An 8,993-nucleotide genomic window follows, 5' to 3' on the forward strand; every position below is an offset into this window, starting at 1 on the left:
TTTTTTTTTTTTTTTTTTTTTTTTTTGTTTTTTTTGTGTTGTGTTCACAATACCCCTGTTTTGGTGGCGTTGGGTGCATCCCACGCACCGAACGCCACATTGGGGCGCTTGGGGGGCCGGGCCGTGCGCCGGGAGCAACGAAACGGCCCCGGTGGGAAGCCGGGGCCGTTTCATGGTCGCGCTCGGTGGTGGGCGGTTACTCCTCCGCGTCCGCCCAGGCCTTCAGCATCACGCGGGCGATCGACGAGTTCCCCGGCAGGATGATCTCCGCCGCGCCGCCGGCGATCGGCGTGGGGCGAGAACCCGCGCCCCGGTCGGCGCTGTTCTCGAACGCCTCCCGCACCTCCGCGCGCGAGACCCACAGCGCCTCTTCGATCTCCCCGTCCGCCGGCACCAACGGCATCGAGCGGTCCGCCCGGGCCGTGAACCCCAGCATGATCGACCTCGGGAACGGCCACGGCTGGCTGCCCAGGTACCGCACGTCGGACACCGAAGCGCCCACCTCTTCGCGGATCTCCCGGACCACGCACGCCTCCAGGGACTCCCCCGCCTCGACGAACCCCGCCAAGATCGAGTACCGCCCCGCCGGCCAGATCGGCTGGCGCGCCAGCAGCACGTGGGAGCCGTTCACGCCCTCCGCCGAGTGGACCAGGCAGATCACCGCCGGGTCCGTGCGGGGGTACTCCTCGCGCCCGTCGTTCGTGCACTTGCTCGCCCAGCCGAACTGGATCAGCTCCGTCGGGCTGCCACACCGCGTACAGAACCGGGCCTGACGCCGCCAGAAGCGCAACGCCTGGGCCGTCGTGAAGAGCCCGGCCGACGTGTCGTCCAGGAGGTCTCCGTAGCCGCGCAGCTCGACCCAGACCTCGCCGTCCGCGCGCGGGACCTCCTCCACGAAACCCCAGCTGCCCGCCATCTTCACCGTGTCGGCCGCGCCCGACGGGCCGCCCGGCAGCGACCAATAATCGACGTCCTGCCACTCGCCGAGGAACACCGCGTCCTCCGGCGGCGAAGCACCGAAGTCGATCGCCTTCCGGAACGCCAGCGTCGACGCCCCTTCGGCCACCGGGGTGCGCCCGGCGTCGTCCAGGAGGACGACCCGGGCGTCCGGCCAGCGCGAAGCGAGCCGTGCGGGGTTGGTGCGCAAGCCTTCCTGACGGTCCACTGTGGACCGGGACAGGGTCGGCAGGTCCCCCAGGGTGAACGGGACCGACATCAGGCCGGCTCGCCCACGACGACGTCGCCGAGCGCCAGGAGCTTGCGCTCCAGCACCGCCGCGTCGCCGACCACCACGCCCGTGAACCGCTTGGGCGCGAAGTACTTCAGCGCCGCTTCGGCGACGTCGTCCGCGGTCACCGCCGCCACCCGCGCCGGGTGCTCGTTCAGCCACTCCAGGCCCAGCCCGGTCGACGCCAGCGCCAGCACCTGCCCGGCCAGCCCGGCCTGCGACGACGTCGACGTCAGCAGCGAGCCGATCGCGTACTGCCGCACCGACTCCAGCTCGTCGCCCGACGGCGGGACCTGGCCGAGGCGGCCCAGCTCGTAGCGGGTCTCCAGCAGCGCCGGGGCCGTCGCGTCGGTCGCCGTGTCCGCGTCGACGTTGACCACCGCCGTGCCGTCGGTGAACTCGAAGCCGGAGTGCGCGGAGTACGTGTACCCCTTGTTCTCGCGGATGTTCTCCACCAGCCGCGACGAGAAGTACCCGCCGTAGGCCAGGTTCGCCAGCTGCAGCGCCGCGTAACCCGGGTCCGTGCGCGGGATCGTCTGCGCCGAGAGCCGGATCTGCGACTGCACCGCACCCGCGCGCGGCACCAGCAGCACGCTCGGCCCGGTCAGGTCGGGCAGCGGCGGCAGCCGGACGGCGGAGCGGTCGGACGCCCAGCCGCCGAGCACCTTCTCCAGGTCGCCGACGACACCGGCCGGGTCGAGGTCGCCGACCAGCACCATCACCGAACCGCGCGGCAGCACCGACGCCTGGTGCAGCGCCCGCACCTGCTCCGGCGTCACGACCGCGACGTCTTCGGCGCGCGGGACCTCGCGCGTGGCCGGGTGGTCGCCGTAGCGGTGCTTCTGCAGCGCCTCCCGCGCGATCGTGCGCGGCTGGGTGCGCGAGACGGCGATCCGCTCGACCAGCCGCTCCTTCTCGCGGGCGATCTCCTCGTCGGCGTACGTCGCGCCGGTGAGGACGTCGCCGAGGACGTCGAGGAACGTCGGCAGCTTGTCGGCCAGCGCGGACCCGGTGAGCACCAGGCGCTCCGGGTCGACACCCGCGCCGATGTCGCCGCCGATCAGGGCCAGCTCGGCGTCGATCTCGATGCGGTTGCGGCGGGCCGTGCCGGTCAGGATCGTCTCGGCGAGCACCTCGGCCGTCGCCGGGTGCAGCGGGTCGTCGCCCGCGAACGGGATCCACAGGCGCGCCTCGACCATCGGCACGGTCGCCTTGCGGACGGCCACCACGCGCAGGCCGTTCGCCAGCGTCGTGTCCACATGGGACAGGTCGGCGGCGGCCCGCTGCTCGCCGAGCGGCGGCAGCGGCCGCGGCCCCCGCGCGGTGCGGCCGATCTCCTCCGCGCTGCGGTGCGTTGCTGAAGTCACTGCTCGTTGTTCCCTTCCGAAGCGGGCTTGACCACCAGCACGGCGCGCGCGTCCGGGCGCAGCGCCTTCGCCGCCGCCGACACGGCCTCCGCGGTGACGGCGGACATCCGGTCCGCGAGCCGGTACACCAGCGACGCGTCGCCGTAGAGCAGCTCGAACGAGCCGAGGGCCAGGGTCCGCGACACCAGCCTGTCGTGCTCGGAGTGCAGGCTCGCCGTCCAGCGGGCGGTGACCTTGCGCAGCTCTTCCTCGCTCGGCGGGGTCTCGGCGAGCTTCTCCAGCTCGTCGTCCAGCGCGGCGAGCACGCGCTCGCGGGGCACCTCGTGCGGGTGGATCAGGGTGATGGTGAACGTATCGGGGTCGCGGGCCTCGAACGGGCCGAACAGCCCGGCACCGGCGCCGATGTCGACGACCAGGGGCTCCTTGTGGACCAGCCGCTGCTGCAGGCGGGAGCCGTCGCCGTCGGTGAGCACGCCGGCCAGCACGAGGTAGGCCAGGTAGCTGTCGACGTCGTTGATCGGATCCGGCATCCGGTAGCCGATGCCGAGCGCGGGCAGCGGGGCGTGCGCGTCTTCGATCTCGCCGCGCAGCTCGGTGGTCGGCAGCGGCTCGGCGAACGACGGCCGCTGCGGCGCCGGCCGGTGCGGGACGTCGCCGAAGTGGTCCTCGATCAGCTTCTTGGCGTTGTCGACCTCGAAGTCGCCGGCCACCGTGAGCACGGCGTTCGCCGGGGAGTAGTAGGTGTCGAAGAAGGCCGCGCAGTCGTCGACCGTGGCGCTTTCGAGGTCCTCGAAGCCGCCGTAGCCGTTGTGGGCGTTGGGGAACGTCGAGTACAGCACCGGCGGCAGGGTGATCCACGGGAACCCGCCGTAGGGCCGGTTCAACACGTTGAGCCGGATCTCCTCCTTGACGACGTCGATCTGGTTCGCCAGGTTCTCCGCGGTCAGCTTGGGCGCGCGCATCCGGTCGGCTTCGAGGAACAGCGCCCGCTCGAGCGCGGCGCTCGGGAGCACCTCGAAGTAGTCGGTGTAGTCCGGGTGGGTGGACCCGTTGAAGGTCCCGCCGCTGGACTGCACGTGCCGGAAGTGCGCGAGTTTCTCCAGGCTCTCGGAGCCCTGGAACATCAGGTGCTCGAAGAGGTGCGCGAAACCGGTGCGCCCCTCCGGCTCGGAGCGGAAACCCACGTCGTAGTGCACGCTGACGCCGACCACCGGCGCGGTCGCGTCGGGGGCGAGAACCACGCGCAGACCGTTGTCGAGGGTGTATCGGACGAGCTCGGGATCGGCCATGGCCCCACCCTACGACGACCCCGCGCTTCCCGGCGTCCCGGCTCGTGAGTGGTAAGGCGGGTTCTAACCCTCCTTACCACTCACGAGCTCGAGCCGGTGGGCGCGGTGGGCGGCGGCGAAGGTGCCGGTGAGCGCCGTCGCGAAGGATCCGGCCTGGTCAGGGCGGACGTCGCCGGCGTGCCAGTAGACCGGCGGCGGGTGCTTGAGGCCGTCGAAGGCAGCCACCCAGGGCGCCAGTTCGCCCAGAGCGAGCGCGTACGGCAGGCCACGGGAGAAGACGAGCTCGCGCTGCGGCTTGTCGAGGTCCTTGACCCGGACGGCGGTGACGCCGCGGAGCCGGCGCGCGACCTCGGCGCCCGCTCGCCGCCGCGCGGGCAGAGCGACCGAGGCGGCGACGGCGGCGACCCCGGCCAGCGCGAGGAGCACGCCGAGCTGGGCGTACCCGACCGTCAGGGCCAGCAGCACCGTGAGGAACACGCCGTAGCAGACGACCCGGAGGCCGGCTCGGCGAAGCCGTCCCGCCGCCCACCAGCCGCGCCGGACGAGGTCGGCGGCCAGCTCGGTGCGCGGGACTTCGACGCGTCGCTGCCGCAGCTCGGCGAGCGTCACCGTGTCTTCCGGCAGGACGGCTGCGAAGACGGCACGTTCGAAGGGCGACAGGTGCTCGTCGGCGGGGTTGCGGCGGCTCAGCCGGGTGCCGTCTTCGCTGACCCAGAGGTAGTTGCGGACGGCGAGGTCGAGCACGGTCGCGGCCAGGTCGAGGGGTCCGGCCCGGCCGCGCAGGAGGACCCCGGCGTGACCCGGCAGCACCCCGGCCGGGGACGCGAACTCGCCGTTCGCGGTGACCGGCTCGGCCTTCGGCGCCGTCCCCGGATCGGCGTCACGGCGGCGCGCGAGGCCCACCAGCAGGGCGGTGACCAGCAGCAAGCCCGCGAAGGCCGCCCAGGCCCAGCCGACCGGCGCGGTGAGCACGAACGCGCCGGCGATCGTCTTCGCCGGGACCAGGACCTCGTTCGCCGGAACGGTTCCCGCGGGCAGCTCGACGGTCGCCGTCATCCGGTCACCCGCGGCGAGGTTCTGCTGGCTGAACCGGGTCAGCCCGGCGTGGTCGATCTGCGCGGCCGCACACGGGAGGTCGCCGACGAGGCAGTCGACGGCGGTGGGGATCTTCGGCGCCGCGAAGGAGGCGCGAAGGAACTTCAGCTCGGTGCTCCAGCCGCCGGCCAGCTCCCAGGTGACCCGGTCGCCGGCGACCGCACCGTCCACTGTGTACCGGACGATCGATGTGCCGGAGGTGAGGTGGACGGTGAAGGCGTCTTTGTCCACGCTCGCCGTCCCGCCGCCTTCGAGGACGACGTCGCGGACGCCGTAGACGCGGTCGCGGTGGTGGGGCGCGGCGACCCGCAGCGCGACCCGGCGATCCATCGTGAGGCCGTCGGGGACCGAGATCGCTTCGACGACCGAGAGCGAGCCGTCGCGCTGGACCTTGAGCTGGATCTCCGCGCTCTGCGGCACGGTGGGCAGCGGCGGCTGGTCCGCGGGGCCGGCGGCCAGTGCGAGCGCGAGGACCGCCCCCGCGAGCACGGTCAGCGGGCCGCGGCGGCGGTGAGGACGCCGTCGAGCGCGGTCAGGAAGGACGGGAAGTGCGCGCCGAAGCGGCGCAGATCCGGCTCGGCTTCCATGCCGCCGTACCAGTACAGCCCGGCCGAGCCGTCGGCCGACGGGTTGAGCGCGGCGAAGGTGCCGAGCCAGCGTTCGGTGTCGCCCAGGACGACCGCGTACGGCAGCGAGCGGGAGAACACCAGCTCGCGGTCGGCGGGCGGGATGTCGTCGGCCCGCGCGGTGTGCAGGTAGTCGAGCAGCCCGCGGACCTGCCCGGCCAGCGCCCGGCCGCGGGCGGTGCGGGACGGCAGCAGCGCGGCCACCGCGACGACGGCGAGCCCGGCCAGGGCCAGGGCGACGCCGAGGAGCGCGTACCCCGCGGTGAAGGTGAGCACCGCGGTGGTGACCAGGCCGAGGGTGAAGATCCCGGCGCCGAGCCAGGTCAGCCGGCCGCGGGCGGTGTCGGGACGGCGGGAGAACCAGCGCTTGCTGACGACGTCGGCGTACATCGCGTCGCTGATCCGGCGCAGGTCGAGCCCGCCGCGGGCGCGCAGCTGCGACACGAGCACGGTGTCGGTGCCCGGCGGCAGCAGGGTTTCGCAGACGGCGCGTTCGAAGTCGTGGAGGTGCTCGTCCGGCGGGTTGCGGCGGGCGATCTGCCAGTCGGGACCCGGGACTTCGGCCAGCCACAGGTAGTTGCGGACGGCGAGGTCGACGACGGTGGCGCTGATGTCGACGACGTCGACGGTCTCGTCGACGACCGTGCCGACCTGGCCGGGCAGCACGCCGTCGGGGCTGGCGAAGAAGACTCGGTCACCGTCGCGCAGGAGCACCTCGACCGGGCCGGTGGCGGTGCGCAGCGCGCCGGCGTCCTGCTTGCGGCGCCGCCACACGAAAAGGGCGGCCGCGACGAGGAAGACGAGCAGGACGGCGAAGGCGATCCCGGTCGGCGGCGTCAGCGCGAAGGCGTTGGCCAGCAGGCCGATGGCGGCGAACTGCGCGTTCGCCGGGGTGGTACCCGCGGGCAGGCCGACGAGCAGGTCGACGCGATCGCCGGGGCGGACGTCGTTCTGTTCCAGCCGCACGACCCCGGTGTGGTCGAGCTCGGCGAGGGTGCAGCGCTGGTTCGAGCCGACCGGGCCGGCGAAACAGTCCACAGGGGACAATTGGGTCGCCGGGGCGACGAGGGACGCGGTGAGCTTGGCCAGCGGGGTGTCGAAGCCGCTGGCGACCTGCCACCGGGCCTGCTGGCGGCCGTTCTGGTCGGCGATGGCGCCGTCGACGGTGTAGGTGACACTGCTGGTGCCGGCGGGGAAGGTGAGCACGAGCTGGTCGCCGGTGAGCTCGGTGGTGGCGCCTTCGGCCTTGACGTCGCGGACGGCGAAGACGCGGTCCTGGTCGTCGCCCGCGGGGACCTTGAGCGGGACGCGCGAGGTGAGGTGCTGCCCACCGGGGACGGTGACGTGTTCGGTGACGGAGAGGGTCCCGTCGCGGAGGACCTTGAGGGCGACGTCGGCGGTGGCGCCTTCGGGCGGCCGGACGTCCTGGCCGCCGAGCAGCTGGGGTTTCTTGGACTGGTCGTCGGGCAGGTTGGGCAGCACGGGCCCGGCCGACGGCCCCTGCGCGGCCGCGGGCCCGGCGGTCACCAGCACGGCCGCGACGGCGATCGCGGCGGCGGCCCCCCATTTCATCGACACAGCACCACACCCTAGAGCACTCGATCTATGCTGACGCCCGGAACGGCGCGATCACCGCAGGTACGCCGCTTCCGACGGGGAAAACGCACGGGGGGTTCCATTCGATGACGCACGGTCCTGGTGCCGGTCCGGGTCCCGGTTCCGGCCCGCACGACCCGCGCCGCCCGCAGCCACCGGGCCGGCCGCCGCAGCCGCCCCCGGGAGTGCGGCCGCTGCCGCCACCGGGGGTGCGGCCGCTGCCGGGGCAGGGTGGGCCGCCGAACCGCTCCGGACCGCCTGCGCAGCAGCCGGGCCCGGGCGCACCCGGCCCCGTCGGACCGCCCGCGCAACAACCCAGCACCGGTAGCGCACCCGGGCCGTTCGCGGCGCCCGCGCAGCAGCCGGGCCAGGGCGCACCCGGCCCTTTCGGGAACCCCGCGCACCAACCCGGCCCCGGTGGCGCACCCGGCCCCTTCGGGACGCCCGCGCCGGGCTTCCCCCAGCCGCCGCGCGGTCCGTACGGGCCGCCCACCGGGCCGTTCGGCCACCCCCTTCCGCCGCCCGCGCGGGCTCCGCTGCCACCTCCGGCCGCGGCCGCGGTGCCCGTCTTCGCGCCGGGTTACGCCGCACCTCCCGCGTTCGGGCCGCGGTTCGCGCCCGGCTACACCCCCTACGTCGCCAAGAAGTCGAACACCGGTGTCGTCGTCGCCGTCGCCATCTTCGCCATCGTCGCCGTCGCCGGGGGGCTCATCGCCGCCGTTGCGCTGTCCGGGAACCACAAGCGGCATGTCGCCGACGCCGGCTACTCCAGCACCTATCCGACCACCACCGAAGAAACCACCACCGCAGCGACGACCACCGCGACCACGTCGTCGGCCGCGGAAACCACGACCGCCCGGACCACCGAACGCCGGACGGCGACCTCGCAGCCGCCGTCCGGGCCGCGGTCGGTTGCGGCCACCGGGAACAACCCGCTGTTCGGCAGCCCGGACTACGGCCTGCAGAACGTCCCGTGCTCGCTGAGCCGCTGGGCGACCGACCAGAACAGCGTCACGCGCTTCTTCCAGTCCGGCATCGGCTGCCTCGACGCGATGTGGTCACGCATGCTCGGCGCCGTCGACCTGCCGTTCCGGTCGCCGAACCTGTCGGTGCCGCGGTCGCTGTCGGAATCGTCGACGCCGTGCGGCAGCGGCGGCACCACCACCGGTGTCACGCCGTTCTACTGCTCGGCGAACAACACGATCTACATGCCGATGGACCGCATCGAGCTCGACGTGTGGGGCAACCACCCGGGCCCGTACCTGTCGATCCTGGCCCACGAATACGGCCACCACGTGCAGAACATGTCCGGCATCACCGAGGCGTTCGCCAACCAGCGCTACGACGCGGGCGCCGACTCCGCGGCCGGCCTGGAACTGTCCCGGCGCATGGAACTCGAGGCCCAATGCTTCTCGGGAATGTTCCTCGGCTCGGCGTCGGTCTCCGGCGGTTCGGTCGACAAAAACCTCTACAACGAAGCCTGGAACGCCCAGGATCGCGGCGACGACTACGCCCGCAACGGCAAACGCGACCACGGCAGCGCCAAGCACAACATCAGCTGGTGGCAGCACGGCGCCACGAAGAACCGCAACCAGCAGTGCAACACCTGGCTCTCCCCCTCGGGGGACGTCTCGTGACGCCGGTCAGCTCGGCGGGGTGAACGGGTTCTCCACCCCCGTCGGCGGCGTCGGCGGATCCGGCTGCACCACGGCCGGGACACCGGCCGCCGCCGGGTGCGGCTGCGGCAGCTGCCCCCGCGCCGCCGCGAGCTGGGCCTACCAGGCCCAGCTCG

At 73.1% G+C, this 8,993-nt stretch carries 6 protein-coding genes; 1 reads left to right on the top strand and 5 read right to left on the bottom strand.

Going from position 1 to position 8,993, the window contains the following annotated elements; all coding sequences use genetic code 11:
* Nucleotides 1–196 precede the first annotated feature (196 nt).
* The 5 genes from nudC to ACWEVN_RS43370 all read right to left on the bottom strand — a co-directional run bounded on the left by nudC (nt 197) and on the right by ACWEVN_RS43370 (nt 7,177).
* On the bottom strand, nt 197–1,216 hold the full coding sequence (gene nudC, locus ACWEVN_RS43350; protein WP_452055167.1) for an NAD(+) diphosphatase: 1,020 nt from the start codon (nt 1,214–1,216) through the stop codon (nt 197–199).
* The gene (locus ACWEVN_RS43355; RefSeq protein ID WP_452055168.1) at nt 1,216–2,595 is read right to left on the bottom strand and encodes a M16 family metallopeptidase; all 1,380 of its coding nucleotides are present in this window, start codon (nt 2,593–2,595) and stop codon (nt 1,216–1,218) included. The genes nudC and ACWEVN_RS43355 overlap by 1 nt, the downstream gene beginning before the upstream one ends.
* Nucleotides 2,592–3,884 carry a M16 family metallopeptidase gene (locus tag ACWEVN_RS43360; RefSeq protein WP_191315147.1) on the bottom strand — a complete coding sequence of 431 codons (1,293 nt, stop codon included), beginning with the start codon at nt 3,882–3,884 and terminating at the stop codon, nt 2,592–2,594. Before ACWEVN_RS43360 ends, ACWEVN_RS43355 begins: the two co-directional genes overlap by 4 nt.
* A gap of 63 nt (nt 3,885–3,947) precedes the next feature.
* Nucleotides 3,948–5,468 (bottom strand): DUF2207 family protein, encoded by a 1,521-nt coding sequence (locus ACWEVN_RS43365; protein ID WP_452055169.1) that lies wholly within the window; start codon nt 5,466–5,468, stop codon nt 3,948–3,950.
* Nucleotides 5,469–5,470: 2 nt separating this feature from the next.
* Complete coding sequence (locus ACWEVN_RS43370; RefSeq protein ID WP_449683754.1) at nt 5,471–7,177, bottom strand: DUF2207 domain-containing protein; 1,707 nt, start codon at nt 7,175–7,177, stop codon at nt 5,471–5,473.
* Between the two features lie 584 nt (nt 7,178–7,761).
* Between ACWEVN_RS43370 and ACWEVN_RS43375 the strand changes: the two genes are divergently transcribed.
* Entirely contained in the window at nt 7,762–8,838 is a 1,077-nt protein-coding gene (locus ACWEVN_RS43375; protein WP_449683744.1) for a neutral zinc metallopeptidase, read from the top strand.
* The last annotated feature ends 155 nt before the right edge of the window (nt 8,839–8,993 follow it).

Source organism: Amycolatopsis sp. NPDC003861, from assembly GCF_053605405.1.